The sequence below is a fragment of the Synechococcus sp. CBW1108 genome (genome assembly GCF_015840335.1).
Lineage (GTDB): Bacteria > Cyanobacteriota > Cyanobacteriia > PCC-6307 > Cyanobiaceae > Cyanobium_A.
This window is the reverse complement of sequence record NZ_CP060395.1, coordinates 1,489,775-1,507,317: the sequence shown is the minus strand read 5'-3', so window position 1 is coordinate 1,507,317 and position 17,543 is coordinate 1,489,775. Positions and strand designations below refer to the sequence as shown.

23 protein-coding genes and 1 pseudogene are annotated in these 17,543 nt (G+C 59.1%); 13 read left to right on the top strand and 11 right to left on the bottom strand.

Annotated features, from left to right (window positions below):
• Positions 1-10: 10 nt before the first annotated feature.
• The 4 genes from H8F27_RS08050 to H8F27_RS08035 are packed head-to-tail and all read right to left on the bottom strand — an operon-like array spanning position 11 to position 5,771.
• Entirely contained in the window at positions 11-928 is a 918-nt protein-coding gene (locus H8F27_RS08050) for a calcium-binding protein (RefSeq protein ID WP_197153012.1), read from the bottom strand.
• Positions 925-3,402: a choice-of-anchor L domain-containing protein gene (locus H8F27_RS08045; RefSeq protein WP_197153010.1), complete on the bottom strand. Its 2,478-nt coding sequence runs from the start codon at positions 3,400-3,402 to the stop codon at positions 925-927. The genes H8F27_RS08050 and H8F27_RS08045 overlap by 4 nt, the downstream gene beginning before the upstream one ends.
• A gap of 42 nt (positions 3,403-3,444) precedes the next feature.
• The gene (locus H8F27_RS08040) at positions 3,445-4,992 is read right to left on the bottom strand and encodes a glycosyltransferase (RefSeq protein WP_197153009.1); all 1,548 of its coding nucleotides are present in this window, start codon (positions 4,990-4,992) and stop codon (positions 3,445-3,447) included.
• Complete coding sequence (locus H8F27_RS08035; protein ID WP_197153007.1) at positions 4,989-5,771, bottom strand: glycosyltransferase; 783 nt, start codon at positions 5,769-5,771, stop codon at positions 4,989-4,991. Before H8F27_RS08035 ends, H8F27_RS08040 begins: the two co-directional genes overlap by 4 nt.
• A gap of 160 nt (positions 5,772-5,931) precedes the next feature.
• Here H8F27_RS08035 and H8F27_RS08030 point away from each other — a divergent pair, with 160 nt between their 5' ends.
• Positions 5,932-6,672 (top strand): sulfotransferase, encoded by a 741-nt coding sequence (locus tag H8F27_RS08030; protein ID WP_197153004.1) that lies wholly within the window; start codon positions 5,932-5,934, stop codon positions 6,670-6,672.
• Here H8F27_RS08030 and H8F27_RS08025 read toward each other — a convergent pair.
• Positions 6,651-7,028, bottom strand: a complete 378-nt coding sequence (locus H8F27_RS08025; RefSeq protein ID WP_197153002.1) for a hypothetical protein — start codon at positions 7,026-7,028, stop codon at positions 6,651-6,653. The two genes, H8F27_RS08030 and H8F27_RS08025, sit on opposite strands and share 22 nt — an antisense overlap.
• Before the next feature lie 112 nt (positions 7,029-7,140).
• On the opposite strand from H8F27_RS08025, the gene H8F27_RS08020 reads away from it, so the two are divergent.
• Positions 7,141-8,079, top strand: coding sequence for a hypothetical protein (locus tag H8F27_RS08020; protein WP_231596599.1), 939 nt, complete (start codon positions 7,141-7,143; stop codon positions 8,077-8,079).
• Positions 8,076-8,978, top strand: a complete 903-nt coding sequence (locus tag H8F27_RS08015) for an FkbM family methyltransferase (RefSeq protein WP_197152997.1) — start codon at positions 8,076-8,078, stop codon at positions 8,976-8,978. Before H8F27_RS08020 ends, H8F27_RS08015 begins: the two co-directional genes overlap by 4 nt.
• On the opposite strand, the gene H8F27_RS08010 is transcribed toward H8F27_RS08015, so the two are convergent.
• Together H8F27_RS08010 and H8F27_RS08005 are read right to left on the bottom strand one after the other, a co-directional pair.
• A complete protein-coding gene (locus H8F27_RS08010; RefSeq protein ID WP_197152995.1) occupies positions 8,966-9,427 on the bottom strand; it encodes a DUF4143 domain-containing protein in 462 nt (153 codons plus the stop codon). The genes H8F27_RS08015 and H8F27_RS08010 overlap by 13 nt on opposite strands.
• A complete protein-coding gene (locus H8F27_RS08005) occupies positions 9,428-9,958 on the bottom strand; it encodes an ATP-binding protein (RefSeq protein ID WP_197152992.1) in 531 nt (176 codons plus the stop codon). It abuts the gene before it with no gap.
• Positions 9,959-10,078: 120 nt separating this feature from the next.
• On the opposite strand from H8F27_RS08005, the gene H8F27_RS08000 reads away from it, so the two are divergent.
• The gene (locus H8F27_RS08000) at positions 10,079-10,300 is read left to right on the top strand and encodes a hypothetical protein (protein WP_197152990.1); all 222 of its coding nucleotides are present in this window, start codon (positions 10,079-10,081) and stop codon (positions 10,298-10,300) included.
• Positions 10,300-10,689: a type II toxin-antitoxin system VapC family toxin gene (locus H8F27_RS07995; protein ID WP_197152988.1), complete on the top strand. Its 390-nt coding sequence runs from the start codon at positions 10,300-10,302 to the stop codon at positions 10,687-10,689. The genes H8F27_RS08000 and H8F27_RS07995 overlap by 1 nt, the downstream gene beginning before the upstream one ends.
• 82 nt (positions 10,690-10,771) lie before the next feature.
• On the opposite strand, the pseudogene H8F27_RS18255 reads toward H8F27_RS07995, so the two are convergent.
• Positions 10,772-10,876 (bottom strand): annotated as a pseudogene (locus H8F27_RS18255) (glycosyl transferase family 1); the annotation flags it as partial.
• 552 nt (positions 10,877-11,428) lie between these two features.
• On the opposite strand from H8F27_RS18255, the gene H8F27_RS07985 reads away from it, so the two are divergent.
• The 8 genes from H8F27_RS07985 (at position 11,429) to H8F27_RS18250 (ending at position 14,935) form a co-directional block, all read left to right on the top strand.
• A complete protein-coding gene (locus H8F27_RS07985; protein WP_197152979.1) occupies positions 11,429-11,674 on the top strand; it encodes a hypothetical protein in 246 nt (81 codons plus the stop codon).
• A 676-nt stretch (positions 11,675-12,350) separates the two neighbouring features.
• On the top strand, positions 12,351-12,647 hold the full coding sequence (locus tag H8F27_RS07975; RefSeq protein WP_197153443.1) for a DUF2335 domain-containing protein: 297 nt from the start codon (positions 12,351-12,353) through the stop codon (positions 12,645-12,647).
• 91 nt (positions 12,648-12,738) lie between these two features.
• Positions 12,739-12,906 (top strand): dTDP-4-dehydrorhamnose 3,5-epimerase family protein, encoded by a 168-nt coding sequence (locus tag H8F27_RS07970; RefSeq protein WP_231596596.1) that lies wholly within the window; start codon positions 12,739-12,741, stop codon positions 12,904-12,906.
• A 31-nt stretch (positions 12,907-12,937) separates the two neighbouring features.
• Positions 12,938-13,183 carry a hypothetical protein gene (locus tag H8F27_RS07965; RefSeq protein WP_197152977.1) on the top strand — a complete coding sequence of 82 codons (246 nt, stop codon included), beginning with the start codon at positions 12,938-12,940 and terminating at the stop codon, positions 13,181-13,183.
• Between the two features lies 1 nt (position 13,184).
• Complete coding sequence (locus H8F27_RS07960) at positions 13,185-13,589, top strand: type II toxin-antitoxin system VapC family toxin (protein WP_197152975.1); 405 nt, start codon at positions 13,185-13,187, stop codon at positions 13,587-13,589.
• Complete coding sequence (locus H8F27_RS17550; RefSeq protein ID WP_231596595.1) at positions 13,586-13,762, top strand: hypothetical protein; 177 nt, start codon at positions 13,586-13,588, stop codon at positions 13,760-13,762. Before H8F27_RS07960 ends, H8F27_RS17550 begins: the two co-directional genes overlap by 4 nt.
• 77 nt (positions 13,763-13,839) lie before the next feature.
• Positions 13,840-14,355, top strand: a complete 516-nt coding sequence (locus H8F27_RS07950; protein WP_197152973.1) for a hypothetical protein — start codon at positions 13,840-13,842, stop codon at positions 14,353-14,355.
• Entirely contained in the window at positions 14,288-14,935 is a 648-nt protein-coding gene (locus H8F27_RS18250; protein ID WP_370594481.1) for an RES domain-containing protein, read from the top strand. Before H8F27_RS07950 ends, H8F27_RS18250 begins: the two co-directional genes overlap by 68 nt.
• 373 nt (positions 14,936-15,308) lie before the next feature.
• Here H8F27_RS18250 and H8F27_RS18245 read toward each other — a convergent pair whose 3' ends face one another.
• The 3 genes from H8F27_RS18245 to H8F27_RS07930 form a co-directional block, all read right to left on the bottom strand.
• A complete protein-coding gene (locus H8F27_RS18245) occupies positions 15,309-15,647 on the bottom strand; it encodes a HigA family addiction module antitoxin (RefSeq protein WP_197152969.1) in 339 nt (112 codons plus the stop codon).
• Between the two features lie 92 nt (positions 15,648-15,739).
• Positions 15,740-15,907: a type II toxin-antitoxin system RelE/ParE family toxin gene (locus H8F27_RS07935; RefSeq protein ID WP_197153442.1), complete on the bottom strand. Its 168-nt coding sequence runs from the start codon at positions 15,905-15,907 to the stop codon at positions 15,740-15,742.
• A 336-nt stretch (positions 15,908-16,243) separates the two neighbouring features.
• Positions 16,244-17,491, bottom strand: a complete 1,248-nt coding sequence (locus H8F27_RS07930; RefSeq protein WP_197152967.1) for a glycosyltransferase family 4 protein — start codon at positions 17,489-17,491, stop codon at positions 16,244-16,246.
• Between the last annotated feature and the right edge of the window lie 52 nt (positions 17,492-17,543).

Below are 17,543 nucleotides of genomic sequence, written 5' to 3'. Positions count from 1 at the left end.
GGGTTTGGGATCAGATCTGAATGATCGCATTGGCCGCTTGGAAGGCGGTCAGATCAACGCCTAGCAAGGTAAGGTCACCTTGCTCACGCCGAATCACCAGATCGATACCCACCTGCAGCAACTCAAACGACTGGCCAGGCAGGATCAACACGGTGTCGCCTTCAACCAGTGAAAAGTCGAGCACGGTGTCCTTGCCTTTGGAGGCGACAAAGCGATCCGCACCAAGACCCCCAATGAGTTGATCATTGCCGGCATTGCCATTGATTGTGTCATCGCCGAGCCAGCCATCGATGATGTCGTCGCCCAAATCACCGAACAGGCGATCGTCATCTTTGCCCCCAAATAGCTGATCGTTGTCTTTACCGCCGCGCAGATAATCATTACCTTCGCCGCCGATCAGGGTGTCGGCGCCAGCGTTTCCTCTGAGGTCGTCAATGCCCTTGCGGCCGCTGAGGTAGTCGTTGCCGCCTCCGCCGAGGATGAGTTCGTTGCCATCGCCTCCAACAAAGACGTTGTTGCCATTGTCGCCAACGAAGATTGCGTCGGGTTTGCCCAACGGGGAATCCGGGGGAATGACAGGTGCGGTAGTGGCGGGGTTGCTTGAGATGGGCGTTGAAGAATCAACACCACTGCCACCACCAGTGCCACCTCCGCCTCCGATACCACCTCCGGGAACAAGAGGGCCAGTGTACACAAGGGTTGTTACACCGTTATTAGCCTGAACGTCGAATTTTGTGATGTCAAAATAATCCCCTTCAAGCGTGAAAGTGACTGGACCATTGAGAGTGTTTAGAGTTACAATTGCTGATCCCAGTTCATATTTAAAATCATTGGGATAGTACACACCATAGAATTTGAGTTCGGTATTATTATTGACATTTTCGAATGTATCTCCGTCAAATTTGACTGGGTCGCCTACAAATGTCACCTTTGCATCATTATCCTCTGGGAGTACAAAATATCGGCGTCATTACTGCCAGTGGAAGTTGATTCGTCGCCGACGGTGGCATAGACTGCTACGTTTTCAGGAGCAATGTAAGTTTCGCCGGCGCCAACGCTTTGCTTCAGTAGCGTGCCCTTTAAATCATACTTGCTAGCTCTAAGATTGCTGATCCAAATGGAGCTGTCAAAAATGTAATCGCCAGAGTCGGCGATGCCGATATTGATATTTATGGACCCATCTTCATTTGGCGTTAAGCCTACTAGGGGGATGGCTAGTGTCAGAGTCTTGGTGATTCCATCAAATTCAAAAGGAAGCGATGAAGGGAAGTTACTAACAAAGCGTGAATCCGATATTGAATTACTAATAATGCTGAGCGGCTTATTAATATCTCCATCAAAGTAAGCGTAATTGATTAGAGTTGCTTGATCGCCGAACCAAACCGCAGCAATATCAACAAATGATGTATCTGCATATTCGGGATATTCATCAGAGGCAAAGACAACATCAACTAGTATTGATTCAATATCTTGGTCGGGGGTGAAATCAAAGCTCAAAACACTTGCATCATATGTTAAGCCTGCATAAGGATATGATTGCAAAACAAATTCATCTAATATTGGATTTCCGAGTTGGCCTCGGTAGCTTCCATAATTTGATACAGAATTATAAGCAGGGAAGCTACCTCCACCAGTTGTCAAGAACAAACCACCGCTGGGAAGATTTATCTCGGATGATAAGGCTAAATTATTAAATCCTTGCAAGGAGACTTTATCAAGCTCGCTGCCGACGTAGCCTTGGAACTTAACTGACGACAAGTCAATTACAAGGCCTTCCGCTATGAGGTTACCTCCATTAATACTGGAATTAGTTACGGCTTTTTGAAAATAGTCTTGAAAATCAGCAATAGCCCCTATGTTATGTAAAGTGTCTGAATTAGAATCCGATCCAAGCGAGATTTTCTTGTAATTAATTAAGCCATTGTCTACTCCAAATTGATCAGCAATTACCGCCAGATTAAAACTAGTGGAATCATTTCCATTAGCATTTTCGAGTGCAGCACCATTAATATCATCTAAATTTGGGTTCGGATCGGTATAGCTTATTACGGAAGAAGCCCCCTCGGGAATAATTAAATCAGGTGCAAAATTTAAGATAAGCTTGTTACTGCCCAATACTACATGGCTGATTGGGGTGTAGGAGGAAATCCCAGATGCGGATGAAACATTAAGCGTAAAATTGCTGTAGCCTGTATAGACATTCGACAGAGGGATATTGAGCGGAGTATAAAAGAGAATTTCTACTGCGGTTTGATTTAGTTGGGGAGAAAAATAAGCATTTTGAGCGATCGGCCCAAGTGAAGATGAAATGTATTTTTGTACAGGGAAATACCCAAAGCTTTCGGAATCAGTCCCATTTACACCTTCCGCTACATTGATATCATTTTCAAAAGGTCTGGGATCTAAATAGCTTAGATAAAGTGGTTCAGTTGGATCTTGAAGGAATGAAGTATATATTTCGTCAAATACAAGATCAATATAGTTGACACCTCCCCCATGGGTTTGTACAGATAGGACGGGGATATTATTTCCTTCTAAATCTAAGTTATTGAGCGTGAACAATTCTGAGCTAATAAAGCCAGGCGAAATTGGCTCATCGTAAACCAAGCGGATGGTCGAGCCATCCGAGCTTAGTGAGGCGTTAATTAATTGAGGCCCGATTGGTTGTAGAAATACAACAAAATTACTAGCATCATTCCCAAATTTATCTTGAATAACCGATGAGCTGTCGTTGTCTTGTGATACATCGCTATAAGTGACCGCAAAAGTATTCCCTTCTGCTAGAAGAGATTGTGATAAAATTGCTATTTTTTGGGGATTGGTAATTCCAAGGTCTACATAATTGCTGCCATAGCCGTCTCCAATAGCTAAAATAGTATCAGGAGCGAATGAATCATAGGCGTCTTGAAGGGAATCGATTGTGAATTGATCTACAGCTGGCTGTGCTGCAGCATCCAGCCCTGAAGGATCATTAAAAAAGATTCGAATAGTCGTTCCATCTTGGCGAAGTTTAGCGCCAAGAGGAGTTGGCGAATCAACATCAAACAGTATATTAATTAACGCTTGAGTGCCAAGATCTAAGCCTGATAAATCTTGAAGTATTCCTGTTTCTTGATCTCCTTCGGGGTCGGCATATGCAACTTGAATTAACTCGGTTCCCGCAGGGAGCGGCGCGCTGAGGTTTATCTTTAAATCTGAATATATACTGGTGACCGGAATTAGCTCTATTGATTCTATTGATCCTTGCGTGGTAGTGGCCCCTTGGCCCGAAATGAGGTTAATCGCGAATAGAGCGTCGGCATTTATCCCTTGAAATGCAACTGGATCGACGTCTCCGTGGATGCCTACAAGGATTGTGCTCGGATCAGGAGCGTAGCCAATACTACCAAGAGAAATTGGCATTTGTAGGATTTCCTTTCAAGAAACCCTACTTCATCGCTGGCCTTACTGTTCCAAGGCTTTTATGCGTATTTTGCATAATTGGTCTGATGCTTGGCTTTGGCGTATTAGATGCCTCTGCAGCATGGAGTTGGGACGCACGCGATAGCAGAAGGCTGGGCCGGGGAGGTAGCCAAAGCGACCGCCCTGGCGCAGGATGCCCAGCCAGAGATCCCAGTCTTCAAAAGCGGTGAGGCCCTGGTCGTAGCCTCCTGCCGCCTGCCACCACTCCCGGCGGAGCAGGGCGCAGGCATCGATTCGCGACTGGAGCAGCAACGCGCGCGGGGCATCGACGCCGACGCACACGAGGCCCTCTCGAAGCCCGAATTCCTGCCGATCGCCGTACACCACCGCCAGATTGGGCTGACGCTCCAGCCAGGCCAGGCCCTGGCTGAGGTAGGGCGCCAATAGCCGGTTGTCGTCGTCGAGGGGCAGCAACAGCGGTGCCGTGGTGGCACGGATGCCTGCATTCCGGGCCGCCGAGAGACCATGGTTGCGCTGGCTGAGCACCCGGTATCCCAGCGCCTGGAGCCGATCCAGCACCTGCAGGCTTCTGGACTGGTTGCTGCCATCGTCGACGATCTGCAGTTCCAACGATGGGGCACAGCCGCTGCGGGCCGCTTCGCGCTCCACGCTGGCCACCGCTTCCACCAGTAGGTCGCCCTGGTTGAAGGTAGGGATCACCACGGCCAACCGGGGGCTGGCGGCTGGCTGGGCCTGCAACACGGCCAGCCGTTCCGGCTGCAGCGGAGGCAGGCCCACAGGTAGATCGGCGCTGCGCTCTAGCGCCTCCAGTAGAGCCGTGCTTTCGGGGCTCACCAGCCGATGCAGCAGCGGCAGGGCGTCGGCGGTTGGGGGGCTGCGGTGCAGGTCGGGCCGCCGCAGCGCGGCCAGCTGCTCCCCTGCATGCGCGCTCCACGCCCATCCCAGCCGCCGAGCCAGCACAGACCCCAGGGCTGCGGGTTGGGCAATCAAGGCGCCACTATTCAGCAGCACGGTGCGCTGGGGGTGGCGCTGCCAGCGCTCCAGCAGGGCCTGGTTGTAGTGCAGCCAGATCGGCAATGCCCAGTGGGGGTTGGTCAGAAAGACCGGCGGGCGCAGCCGTTGCAGCGCGTCCACAATTTCCCAGGGGTGGCGATAGATCCCGATCACCCAGGCCTCAGGTTCGAGCGCTTCCCAGAACGGCAGCAACAGGGTGGTGCGGGGATCCTTCCAGCCCCAGGGTTGCTCGCGCCGGCTCCGCTCCAACAGGCCTTCGGCTGCCGGGCGCAGGGCTCGGAGCCATGGGGCTGCATGGGGATCTGCGCAGTGAAATGCCCCGGCGCTGCTCCAGCCCCAGTCGAGCCAGGCTTCGGGTGCTGGCGGTGTGGCCTGGCTGAGGATGTGTCGATGAAAGGCCACGAAGCGCTTGTCTTCCCCGTAGCCATCGGGGTTGTGCTGGTCGGCGGGCACAAGGTCGTCACCTAGATGCAGGCCTCGTTGCTGGAGCATGCGCGCCAGCAACGAGGTGCCGCTGCGGTGCATGCCCACCACCAGCAGAGGCGGTTGACTCATGCCTGCTGCTGCTTCAGCAGCACCTGCTGGGTTGGGCTGAGCTCCAGGCTGAAGCGCGGGTGCAGGCCTCGCCGCTGCAGCGCTGCCCGGGCCACGCGCAGCGCTTCCTCTGCGGTGGCCTGGCGCCTGAGTGTCGAGGTATTGGTGTCATGGATGCGGTAGAGGTACAGCGCTTGCGGGAGGTGGCCGACAGCGCCCACTTCGGCCAGGCGCAGGGTGAGGTCGTAGTCGCCGCTGTAGAGGAGGCTGGCGTCATAGCCGCCGATCTGGGCATAGGCCACCCGGCGCACCAGCCGCAGATGAAAGGGGATGAATTGCACCAGGCTTTTGGTGGAGGAATAGGGGATCTGTTGCCGCCAGCCCTTACGCAGCGGCTGACTGTTGCCGTCGATCTCCAGGCAATCGGTGTAGAGGAAGGCAAGTTCTGGGTGCTGCTCTAGTTCGTCTCGACAGCGGGCAATCGCATCACGATGGAGGAGGTCGTCGGCATCGAGCTGAACCAAGAACTGGCCCTGGGCCTGGTCAAAGATGGCGCGGTAGGAGCCGAAGGTGCCCAGGTTGGCGGCGCCAGGGAGCAGGCGCACCCGCGCATCGATGAGCGCCAGATGGTGCAGCCAGCTCTGCAGGGCAGGGCTGAGGGCCTCTGGGCCATCGGGTCGGATCAGGATTTCGATGGAGACGTCACTTTGCTGCCGCGCACTGGCGATGCAGGCCCGCACCCAGGGATCGGGCTGCCGGTAGATGGAGATGCCTATGCTGGTGCAGGGAGTTTGCGCCATTGCTTTTGATCAAGGCAAAAGGTTGGCGAATGGCCCGCTCGAGGAACAGGCGGTTCATCGAAGTGCCGCCGGTTTTGGGCAGGTGCAGCCAACGAAAGGCTTCCGCGATGATCATGGCTTGATCGGCCTTTCCCGGTGGGAGGAGTTTATGGGCGGCAGGTTGCCTGAGTTTCTTGGAGTGGGGGTGCAGAAGGGGGGCACCACAACGCTGCAGCGCCTGCTGGAGCAGCATCCGGGTTCGTTTCTGCCCGCCGCCAAGGAACTGCATTACTTCAGCCTCCACTACGCCCTTGGGGAGGGTTGGTATCGAGAGCAGTTTGCCGAGGCTGGCGCCCTGCAGCGCTGCGGTGAGATCACGCCCTACTACCTGTTTCACCCGGCGGCGCCGGCCCGGATCCAGGCCCTGCTGCCCCAGGCGCGCCTGATTGTGCTGCTGCGCGATCCGGTGGAGCGGGCGTTGTCGCAGTATTTCCATTCGCTGCGCCTGGGCCTGGAGCCGCTGGAGCTCGAACCCGCCCTGGCGGCGGAAGCGCAGCGGCTAGCGGGGGCCGAGGCGGTGCTTGCCGCAGCGGATGGCAGCCACCGCAGCCACCAGGAGCACAGCTACCTGGCCCGCAGCCGCTACGAGCAGCAGCTGCTGCGCTTGGAAGCCCTCTTTGCCGCCAAGCAGCTGCTGGTGTTGCGCAGCGAGGATCTGTTTGCCCAGCCCGAGCGGGCGTGGGGGCAGGTGCTCACGTTTCTGGAGCTGGAGGCTCTGCCGCTGCCGCCGTTGGCCCAGCCCGCAAACGCCGGCCAGGGCGAGGCGGCGAAGGTGCCGCAGAGGCTGCGGCAGGCGTTGCGGGAGCAGCTGCAGCCCACCTATGGCTGGGTGGAGAGCCGCTACGGCTTGAGCTGGATCTGAACCCCTCGCCCCGAGGGGGGCTGCAACTGCCGCAACGCCGCCAGCACTAGTTGTGGTTGGCTTTGGGCGGTGTATGCCTCGGCCTCGTGAACGGAAAGGCGACGGCCGGGCGGGGCGCCATCGGTGGGCCAGCCCAGGGGCAGTAGGGCTTGTAGCTGGCCGCGCCAGTGCTGCAGCACGTGCACCATCTCATGGCTGATCAAGCTGCAGAGCTCGGGGGTTGCAGGCGCTGATACCTGGGCCCTGAGCTCAAGCACGCCAGGCTGGCCTGGCTTGGCGTGATATGCGCCCTCAAGTGTTGTGGGGCCAAGCGGCTGCCAGCGCACCAGCACTCCCAATCGTTGAGCTTGCGCCAACATCAGCGTTACGCATTGCTCGGCAGACAGGTGGGCGGGTGGGAGCTCCATGGCGTGGGGGTTGAAGTTGGCGCTGGGGTTGCAGAATTACAGGCGCTTGAATGCCTGTTACGTGCCTGTGCCACCGATGCAGCCCATGCGACCCTGCCGGCTGCGGGTGGTGGTTCCCCACTATTACCGAGAAAGTGAGAGCCCGATTGGCTACGGATCTACGCGGGTAGGCACCAAGCTGGAACGCAGCGTGGCTCTGGGCCGCTGCCTGGCGGGAGTGCTGGCGCTGAATCGCCAGGCCATCGACCTGATCCTCAATCCAGCCGAACAGGTTCTGGAGCAAACACCGGCCACGCCGCTAGCCGGCACCCGGCTGGCCGGGGTGCAGGTGGAGCTGCACTTGTTTGTGACGGGAGGGAACTATCTCAAAGAAGTTGCAGACCTATTTGCCGATCGGTTGACGCTGCACCAGCTGGATCTGGAGGATCCGCTGCAATTGCCGCTGGCGGCGGCAGCCTGGCTGCGCCACCAGGAGGGTGGAGCCGATCTGCACCTCTATCTGGAAGATGATCTGGTGATCGCCGATCCGCGCTATGTGGACAAGTTGGTGTGGTTCACCGAACGCACCGAACATCGCTACGTGCTCATGCCCCACCGGCTGGAGCCTTGCGTGGCCCAGGCGCCGCTGCGGCTGTATGTGGATGGCCCGGTGAAACCGATAGAGCAGCTGGAGCCGGTGTGGGCTGATCAAGAGCAGGAGTTTGCCCGCGGCACCTATTGGGATGGGCGGTCGGTGGGGTTTGCCGAGGCCAGCAATCCCCATTCCGGCAGCTTCTGCCTGAGCGAGGTGCAGCGACAGCAGCTGCTGGCACGGGCTGCCGTGCCCACAGCCTTTGTGGGGCCATTGGAAACGGCCGCCACCGGCACGGTGCTGGGCCAGTTTCCGGTGCTCAAGCCGATGTGGGCTGATCGTGATTTCCTGGGCATTGAACATGGCCATCCATCCTTTCTGCTGCTTCTGGGGCAGCTGCCCCTGCGGCAGCCAGAGGCCCGGCAATGACGGCATCGAGCACGCCGATGGCATCCGCTGGTGAGGGGTTGGGCCGGCAGGCCGACCTGGTGTTTGACCTGGGCTTTCACCGCGGCGAAGACAGCGGCTATTACCTGGCGATGGGCCGGCGGGTGGTGGCGGTAGAGGCCAATGCTGAGCTGGTGGCGGCGGGGCGGCAGCGCTTTGCCGCCGAGCTCGCAACCGGCCGCTTCACCTTGGTGCATGCGGCCCTGGTGGGCTGGCCGCAGCGGCAGGAGCAGGCAGAGCTGCTCTTTTATCCCCATCCCGAGCGCAGCGAATGGGGCAGCGTGGATCTGCGCTGGGTGCAACGCAATGCCCAGGCCCACGGCCTGCCCCATGGGGAGCCGGTGCGGGTGCCGACGCTGTGCTTGGAGGAGCTGGTGGCGCGCCATGGCTGCCCCGGCTTCCTGAAGATCGACATCGAGGGCGCCGATGAGGCGGTGCTGGCGGATCTGGGGCGGCTAGCGGTGCGGCCTGCCACGGTGAGCTGGGAAACGGGCAAGGAGAGCTTGCGGGGGGTGCTGCGCCAGCACCGGCGGCTGGCAGCGCTGGGGTATGGCCGTTTCCGGGTGGTGCAGCAGGCCTATCTCGAGTGTGCGCCGCCGGCCCTGGGGGCGAATGGCAGCCACTGGAGCTTCGAGCCCGGCTGCTCGGGGCCGCTGCCGGAGCTCAGCCCGCAACCGTGGAAAAGCCTGACCTGGGTGAGCGGCCAATACGCCCTGCTATTTCTGGCCTATGGCCTGGTGGGGCCGCGGTCCTGGTTTCGGGCGGCGGCGCGCCATCCCTCACGCGGGATTGGTGGTGTGCCGCGCCGGATTCAACGCTGGGCTGAGCGGCGCCGGCTGCCGCTGCCGGGCTGGGTGGATAGCCAGGCTCAGCTTCTTTGAGCCTGAAGTAGCCGTGCCAGTTCAGGCAGGCTGATCACCTCCACCCCTTCGGTGAGGGGGTAGGCGCTCTGGATGGGCGCCACCACGAAGCAGCGATCGGGCAGAAGATCGGCGCGTGCCTGGTAAAAACCTCGGCTGAGCCTTGGGGTGCTGCTGCGTTTGATCTCCACGGCCCAGCGGTTGCCGTTCGGCCACTCGATCACCAGATCGATCTCGGCCCCGGCGGCCGTGCGGTAAAACCAACCCTGGGCCCGCTCCGGCAACAGGCTGAGCAGGGTTTCGATCACAAACCCTTCCCAACTGCTGCCGGCAACGGGATGGCCCAGCACCAGGTTCAGGTTGTCCAGGCCGAGCAGGGTGTGCACCAAGCCGCTATCGCGGACATAGATCCTGGGTGATTTCACCAAGCGCTTGCCGGGATTGGCGAGCAGCGGCTGCAGTTGACGCACTTAGGTGCGCAGAAACTGGGCTCGCCAGAGGCTGCTCTGGCTGTCGCTCGCCGCCTGAAAGCTGTCGGGGAAGCCGCCGCGATTCCAGAGCTGATCCAGCGCGGGTTGACCAACTTCGAGCACGTTCAGGCCGTTGAGCTCGAGACAGGCGATCCGTCCGGCGAGGCTTTCACTGCTTTGCCTCAGCAGATCCATGGAGGCGGAGCCGAGCAACAGAAACTGTCCGGTTCGATGGCCGGCCAGCCGGTTGGCGTCGATCAGGCCGCGCAGCAGGCCGAACAGCTCTGGAACGCGCTGCACTTCATCAAGGATCACCAACCTGCCGCGCTGCCGCTGGAGGTACAGCTCGGGATCACTGAGACGGGCCTGGTCGCTGGGGGATTCGAGGTCGAGATAGACCGCATCCAACTGGGCACCGAGCTGGCGGGCCAGGGTGGTCTTGCCGACCTGTCTCGGCCCCAGCAGCACGACGGCTGCAAACTGGCTGAGCCGCTCTGCCAGCAGACTCGCCTGGAGGCGCTCAATCCACATGGCGATTAACCTTGCAAATACGGAGCCAAGCTCGTGATATGCAAGGTTAATTGGGTCCGGGCGAGCTGATCCCATCCTCGAGGGCTAAACTGCTAGCAATTAGCAAGCAGGCCTGCTGGTATGCGCACCCTGTACATCCGACACGTGCCGGACCCCGTGGCCGAAAAGCTGGAGAAACTCGCCAGCCTGGCTGGCGTGCCACTTAGCACTTTTGCGCTGCAGGAGCTCACAGAAACTGCGCGGCGGGCCGACAACGCCGAGCTGTTCTCGGCCCTGCCGTCCCATGACCTCGAGCGCAGCAGCATCCTTGAGGCGCTCCACGCCAGCCGTGATGAGCGCTGATGACTGTTGTGGTGGTCGATGCCTCGGCGTTGATCGATGCCCTGCTGATCGATGGTGCCGCCCGGGCTCGCCTGGCCAATGCCAGCCTTCATGCACCCGAACTGATCGACGCTGAGCTTCTCTCTGTGCTCAGGCGCCTATTGTTGGCGGGCAGGCTGCCAGAGCGCTCTGCATGGATGGCTCTGGATACGGCCCGTTGTCTGGGGCTGCGGCGCCATGGCTCCCGAGGGCTGTGGCAGCGTGCGTGGCAGCTACGGGCCAATCTCTCGGCCTATGACGCGCTGTACGTGGCCCTGGCGGAGCAGCTGGCTGTGCCCTTGCTGACCACCGACGCCCGTGCTGCACGAGCGCCAGGCATTCGCTGCGAGATTGAGTTGCTGGAGCTCTGACTGTTCAGAAGCTTCGCGGCTGTCTCGAAGCCCCTGGTGCTTCGCAGAATCCGCTGACCATCAGCGCCAGATGGCGGGGCACGCAGCCCATCGCCTCCAGCAAGCTCCAACTGAGCACAAAGGGATAGGTGAGATGCACGTGCGCCTGGGAGAGCTGCAGGATCGGGATGGACTGCTCGTAGGGCACTTTGCGCCGATCTCAGCCTCTATTTGGAGGATGATCTGGTGATCCAGGATCACCGCTATGCCGACAAATTGGCCTGGTTTAGCCAACGCACAGAGCACCGCTTTGTATTGATGCCCCACCGCTGCGAGCAAATGGTGGCCAATGCCCCCCAACGCTTTTTTGTCGACGGGCCAATCAAGCCGGAAGACCAGGCCGAGCCGGTGTGGGCCAGCGCAGTGATGTCACCTTCCACATGGCCCGGCGCATGGCGGGATGGCTCTGACCCCCACGCCTACCACCGTGGCCCGCTGACCTGCTGCCTGGCGGATCTGGAGGCCTACGGTGATTCGGGTAGCTGCAGACCTACGGGATCGAGGGGGAGCGTTTCCAGGGCTGGCAAACGGCTCTTCAGGGGGGCGAGCCCTTCCTGGATGTCTCCAGTGGTGCTTCCGGGCTTGTGATCCGTTGGGAAGGCCGCCCCTGGGTGGTGATCTTGAGCAACAATGACGTCAAGGTCGTCACGACCTACCCAACAGATGAGCGCACGGTGGCGAATCGACGCGGAGGTGGCCGATGGATCTTCCCCAACAACTGAGCCATCAGCTCAAAGGCATGGAGCGGCTGGTCGACGCTGACAGCGGAGCCATCCTGTTTCGCCACCCCAGCCTCCGAGGCATCCCGGATCTGGTGGTGGAGGGCGACGGCTACACGCTGGAGTTCATCGGTTCCACCCTTCTCTGCCTGGACATCAGCGATCCAGCTGGCATGGCGCGGCTGCTTGCTGATCCCGTGAAATCCCAGTTGCCCGTTGTGATCTGAGTACATCTGTGCCCACCGAATCCCGCCTGCCCCACCCCCATCGCCGGCGTGCTGGTGCTGGTGGGCCAGCCCTTCAGTGATCACCGCGGCGCCTTTCTCAATGCCTTCCGCGCCCAGGAGCCGGCCTTTGCGCAGGCCTGGGGTGGGATGTGGCGGTAGAACTGAGGCCCGCCTACGTAGTTGACAGCGGGCAACAAACGTGGCCCGCACCGTGGCCTGGTATCGCGCCGTGCACGAGCGCATTAGTCCGCTGGCGTGCTGCCTGGCGGATGTGGAGGCCTACGAAAGCAGCAAAGTGGTTTGCACACCTGCAGCACAAACACAGGTTGCAAGCACAGCCCTGCCTGCGCCATGATAAAGGAGTCTAGACATCTAGTTACTTCCTCTCACTAGCCGGTCCATGCCTGCCCTGCCGCCAACTTCCACACCAGTGCAGGCCGATGCCCTCTATCAGCGCTTGGGTCGCCGGCGGCCCAGCTTTTGGCGAGGCCTGGAAGCCGCAGTTGATTGTGAGCCCTTGGCCCAAGCAACTGTGCGCCGAACCCAGGGATCGCGGAGTTTTCGGGCAGATCTCGAGGCTTTGCGCGCCGATCGTGATCAGGCACTGTCAAAGCTGCTGAATGCCTAAGGAGCCTTTTTCACCCTTGTCAGCTGGCAGGCAGAAGTAAATGCAGTACTGCCCCCGCCCCAAGCCATCGAAGCCTATGAACGCAGCATCGAGAACGCTGGCGAGCGTCTGTTGCGATTGGTTGAAAGCGAGACGGCCCACAGGCACGAATTAGAGAGAAAGATCGTCTCATCAGATCTTTTCCGCGCCAACCTTGGGCTGATTGCAGGGATTCTGATGGCTGTCGGCGTGAGCAGTGCCAGCTTGGCAGCCATTTTTCAAGGCAAGCAAATCGTTGGGGTGATTGGGATCGGAGCTACTGCTGCGCTGATTGGTGGTGCTTTCCGCGCCCGCAAGGGCTCCTGATGCCCACCGAATCCCGCCTGCCCCACCCCCATCGCCGGCGTGCTGGAGCTGGTGGGCCAGCCCTTCAGTGATCACCGCGGCGCCTTTCTCAATGCCTTCCGCGCCCAGGAGCCGGCTGCCCGGCCTTTGCGCAGGCCTGGGGTGGGATGTGGCGGTAGACCTGAGGCCCGGTTCGCCCAGCGGCGGCGAGTGGCATGCGGTGGAGCTTTCGCCGGGGGCAGCCAATGCCTTGCCGCTGCTTGAATTGAAGCTCACGTAGAATGCATGCAGATTGCATGAGCCTTGGGTCGATGGCAACACTACAGATTCGGGACATGCCCGATCCACTCCATCAGTTGCTCCAGCTGCGTGCACGGCGGCATCACCGCAGCCTGAGCCAGCAGGCCCTCAATGATTTGCAGCAGGCCTGCGGTGGTGATCCCCGCGAGCGCCGGCTCCAGGCCCTGGCCGGCCTGCAGGCTTTGGCCAGGCAGGAGAACCTCGCGCCTTTCGATCCGCCCCCTGAAGAGTTGATCCGGCAGGATCGATCCCGCTGAGATGGGCAGTCGAGCAGCGGCAAAATTAGTGCTGGATGCCTCGGCGGTGGTGAGGATCATTGAGGGATCAGCGCTGGCCGCCGAGCTGCATGAAGCGGTGTTAGCTGCGGATCTGGTGATGGCGCCTGAGCTGATGCTCACAGAGGTGGCCAATGCCCTCTGGCGCCTCCTGCGCGCTGGCCAGCTGCAAGCAGACAGCCTGCAGTGGCGCCTCAGCATGGCTGCAGAGCTTTTAGACCACATCGAACCGGATCGCAGCCTGCAAGCAGAAGCCTTGGCGCTGGCCACCCACCTGGATCACCCGGTGCATGACTGTCTGTATCTCGTGCTGGCTCGGCGAGAGGTGGCCAACCTGCTCAGCGCCGATCAAAAACTGCTGGATCTCGCCAGTAAGGTTTTGCCATGAGCCCGCACCCCTGCCGCCATTGCGGAACTCCCCTTGAGCATGAGGTGATCGACCTGGGCCACCAGCCGCCCGGCAACGCTTACCTGCGGCCTGAGCAGCTGGCGTTCCTGGCCAACCATCCGGAGTTTGAAGCGCACGAAACGGAGTGGCCTAGATTTGGATCATGGAAGTAATCCATTCAAGATCCAGGCAGGGCAAGGGGGCTTGTGACTCCCTCGACGAGGCCCGGTTCCGGGCGCGTGTGGTGCGGATGGGTGTTGTGCCTCCTCATGCCTCAACGGCTGCCGCCATGGAGGCATTACGGCGTCAGGGCATCTGCAGCAATGCAGCACAGCAATGGCTGAGCCAGGAGCCGTCAGATGAGTCGACACGTCAGCACCTCCTTGCGGAGATCTACGACCGTCTCGAAGATTGCCCTTCACCTGCCACTGAGTGGCAGGCCGTTCGCGATGTGCTCAACGATGATGAGTTGCTAGCCGCTTTGTTGGGGCTGAGTGCCGTTTCCATTCGCCGGTACTGCAAGGGTGAACGTCAATGCTCTGATGCCGTTGCGGCACGCTTGCACTGGCTTGCTTTGGTGATCGATCAATTGGAGGGCACCTACAACGCTCACGGCATCCGCCGCTGGTTTCAGAGGCCTCGCAGCTCGCTGGATGGTCAGGCCCCCCGCGATCGTCTGAAAGGCGACTGGGATCCCGATGATGCAGCCATTCGTGCCATCGCGAGCCTGGCCCATTCCGCTTGCATTGGCATGGTGGCGAGTTGACGTGACGTTGTTACACCTCGGCTTTCGTGTTTGCGATCGCCGTCATCCCTTTCTCTGGTCTTCGCCCGGCCAACGGGCTGGCCGCTGGAACCGGGTTGGCGATCAGCCTGTCCACTATTTGGCCAGCACGCCCATCGTGGCCTGGGCGGAATGGATCCGTCACCAAGAGATCCACACACCCGAGGACCTTGCCGGTGTTGCTGCGGCGCTCTGGGCTGTTTTAATTCCGGTCGATTGGGACCAATGGGAGCTGAGGGCTGTTTCGTTGCCGCTTGAGCAGGTGTTAAGCACCTCCCCTGAGGCTCAGATAGACAGGCTGAATTTGGTTGACCACCTCAAGCAGCAAGGTGCTCAGGGCCTGTTAGCCCCTACGGCGGCCCTTACTGAGAGCGACTCAGCATCACCATGCGTACGGGTTGCGCATGGGCAGGAATGCCAGGAGCTCTTGCCACTTGCAGCCCATGTTGTGTTGCTCTGGTGTGCTGCAGAGGACTTGCCAGGGTGGTGTTGTGTGCCTGAAGGACGACCTGGACCCGAGTTGTTGCCCTTGGTGCGGCGTGAAGGGATGCTGTTGGGATAAACGAGTGGATCTCAGCTGCAAGGCCTGAGTGATTCCATCGTGGCGGCAAAGCGTCCGCAAACTGCTAGGTCAATTGCGTCTCGGAGATCAAGGTGAGCCGCTCAATCCACATGGCGATTAACCTTGCAAATACGGAGCAGCATCGTTGAGGCGCTCCACGCCTCGGCGTTGATCGACCTGGCTCGGCGCAGGGCTAATGAGGGGGGCTCGGGCTGCTTTTCGGATGGATCCCTATCGCCAGCTCGAGCGGGAGGAACTTGCTCGGTGGCGTTTTGCAGCTTGGTGATAATTATTCAGAATGATTAATTATCTGAATTGTCAAAATATTTGGAGCAAATAATGCAAGGAAAGCGATGGCGATCGTGTGCTTTGGCTAGCAGCCTACAAGCTCGTGTTTAGTTTTCCTTAGATTCGGCCCAGCGCAGGGTATAATGTTATCTTCAATAGCGCGTAATTTGCGTGCCTTTTTGCGCTGGTCATAGGAGATCTGCATTCGGCGCCAGTATGCTCGGCTTAGTCCGAGATACTTGCAAAGGGCTGCATCTGTTTCGTCGGCAATCCTCCGCCTGCCTTTGATTATTTCTCCCACCTGGGTTTGACCTAGGCCAGTTTCACTGCATAGCTTGTACGCGCTAATTCCCAATGGCTTAAGGAATTCTTCGTCAAGACCTTCTCCTGGTGTTGCTGGATCCCTGAGTTCTGGTGTTTTCATTTTAGTCCATTGTATTGTGTAGCTTGGGGGTGGGGCCACCCTGCTCCGCGCTTGTAGTCAACAGTCTGTACATCCATTGGGCCTGACACGGTCTATCGAAAGCACAGCCTCCATTGATCATTCACTCGGATTGAGTGATAACCGAGCCACTTTTTCTCTTTTACGAGTTTTTCCAGGTTGTTGCCTGGTGGAAGCTTGAGGTCATCGAGAACGGCAGCAGAGCCAAGCTGTGAAAGCTTTCTCTCGGCCTGCTTTGCGATCGCAGCTAATTTTGGAGGAGTCTCTCCATTCCAAAGCGCTTTTGTTCGCTTGCATGCAAACGATTGGAACTACCCGGGCTGCTCTGGTACCACCGTCCACCGACTCCCCAGACTGAGGTGGCCTCCAAATTTTGGTCCATGGGTGAATGAGAGTCCTCATCCGGCCAAAATGGGCCCGGGTCTCCACCCTAGCCAACCTGCGGGAGACCACCGAGCTGTTCCAGCAAGAGTGTCCCCAGCCGGCGATGATGCTCCGGCGACTTGCCCCAGTGACCGACCCTCACCAAGGCTGCGCAGCAGGCCGATCAGCGCGGGAACGAGCTGCACCCTTGACCCTCACCGCCGGCTCAGCGCCCCGGAAGCCACCAGCTCCATCAGCGCCAAATGGCGGGGCACGCACTGCTCAAAGCTGTAATCCTTGAGGATGGTGGCACGAGCGTTGCGGCCGAGTTCTTCGGCGAGGGTGCGGTTTTTGAGCAGCTCGGCCACGCTCTCGGCCAGGGCCTGATGATCGAAAAAATCCACCAGGAGGCCGTTGTGGCCATGCTGGATCACCTCCTGCACGGGGGCGGTGGCGGAGCCCACGATGGCGCATTGGGTGCTCATCGCCTCCAGCAGGCTCCAGCTGAGCACAAAGGGATAGGTGAGATACACATGGGCCTGGCTGAGTTGCAATAGCTGCAGGAAATCGCCGTAGGGCAGTTCGCCGGTGAAATGAACGCGGGAGTGATCGTAGTTGCCTTCGATCTCGCGCAGAAAATAATCCTTCCATTCACCCTCAGGGCACACGGCGCCGTAGCTCACGCCAGTTACACGGCCCACGATCACGATGTGAGCTTTCGGGCAGCGGCGCTGCAATTCAGGGATCGCACGAATGAAGGTATGGCAGCCGCGGTAGGGTTCCAGGCTGCGGTTTACAAAGGTGATGATCGGTTCGCCACGACGCACCTGGGTGCCATCGGGCAGTTTCAGCTGCTGAACAGAGGAATTGGGCTGGGCCCGATTCGTATCAATCCCGTCGTGGATGACGCTGATGCTCTCTTGCCAGTGGCTGGGAAAGGTGCTGCGTTGGAAAGCCGTAGGGCAGACATTCCAGCTGCTGGCTTCAAGGGCGAGTTGAAGAGCAGCATTTTTCATACTGCCTTTGGCTGCCTTTTCCCAATTTTTTGCGCCCTGCGTGGCAGGATCAAAATCCAGATCAAACCCTCTGGATTGGTAATAAAACTCTTGGTAGTGCAGGATCGGAGTGCCTGGCCAGATTTCACGCAGAAATAGGGATTCACCCCAACCTGGGTGCGCGCAGATCAAATTAGGTGTGTAGCCTTGTTGAGATAATTGATGGGCAGCACGAGCGCAGGCTTCGCCGCGGATCACCTTGGTTTCTGATTCCAACACCCATTCATGGATGCCTGCTGTATTACCTCGAGGAATCGGATAGCGTAGCGCCTTGATGTTATCAGGGATGCTTTCTTGCAGCGGTTCTACCCCGAGAGCCAACAGCTGAAACGACTTAGAGGCACGTAAGGAATAAATAATATGCCGATATTGGCCAGGAAAATTCTGATGGACGAAAAGAACTTTCACTATAAAAGGGGCCTACCACTACAAGAAAAAAGCCTCCCCGAAAGCAGGGAGG